This window comes from Alteromonas sp. AWJ4_197 (assembly GCF_056160285.1).
The window spans coordinates 1-785 of record NZ_JBSWWW010000039.1 but is presented as its reverse complement, the minus strand read 5'-3'; the positions used below and the strand labels follow the sequence as shown (position 1 = coordinate 785).

The following is a 785-nucleotide window of genomic DNA, read 5'->3' as shown; positions in this document are numbered from 1 at the left end:
CTCGCCGCCCTCCCGGCGGCGGCCCGCGCGGATCGCACCGAGGAGGTGGCCGACCGTGGCTGACCTCCACCGCTTCTTCGCCGCGCTGCAGTCCATCCAGCCGTCCGGCCCCGCCGCCATCGAGCAGCTGCACACCGCACTCGAGCGCATCCCTGTCACCGTCCAGCACTTCAAGGAGTCCCCCGTGCACCTCGTCCAGTCCGTCCTGACCCCGCCCATCACCGACCCGACGAGGGCCCCGCGCCGCACCGACGGCCCGCGCCTTCTGGTCCGCGCCATCGAAGGCGTCCACCTCCATGCCCTGCCCGCCTCGGACCCCCGCAACCTCACCGGCCGCCGCGCCCGCCTCTTCGTCGCCGAGTGGGAGATCTGGCTGATCGACGACAACGGCCAGGAGCACATGCTCGAGCACCACGGCACCGGCGACGGCGCCCTGCACGCCCTGCCCCGCCTGCTCCGCCAGGTCGGTCTCCTCGACGAGTCCGGCAACCGCCCAGCCGAGATCGAGGGCGGTGTCTCCGATGCCGCGTGATGGAGCGATGATCTGGTGCGACCGCTGCGGCATCTTCCTCGCCGCCCCGGGCGCCAAGCCCGACACCGGAGAGCGCGCCGCCGGCGTGCTGACCGACACGGTCATGGTCTGCGACCGGTGCGCTGAGCGCCACGGCATCACCGCCGAGACAGCCGAGCCCACCGACGCCCCGGCTCTCGCCGCGACGGCCCCTGCGGGGTTCGTGGCGATCCCTGCCCATGTCGCCCTGGAGGACCGTAACCCTGCCCAGGCT

General features: G+C 73.5%; 2 protein-coding genes. Both read left to right on the top strand.

Annotation, left to right across the window (positions count from 1 at the left end):
• Positions 1-55 precede the first annotated feature (55 nt).
• Positions 56-532, top strand: a complete 477-nt coding sequence (locus ACXAGC_RS20425; protein ID WP_474846843.1) for a hypothetical protein — start codon at positions 56-58, stop codon at positions 530-532.
• The coding region (locus ACXAGC_RS20420) for a hypothetical protein (RefSeq protein ID WP_474846841.1) at positions 522-785 on the top strand (264 nt) is incomplete at its 3' end. The genes ACXAGC_RS20425 and ACXAGC_RS20420, both read left to right, overlap by 11 nt.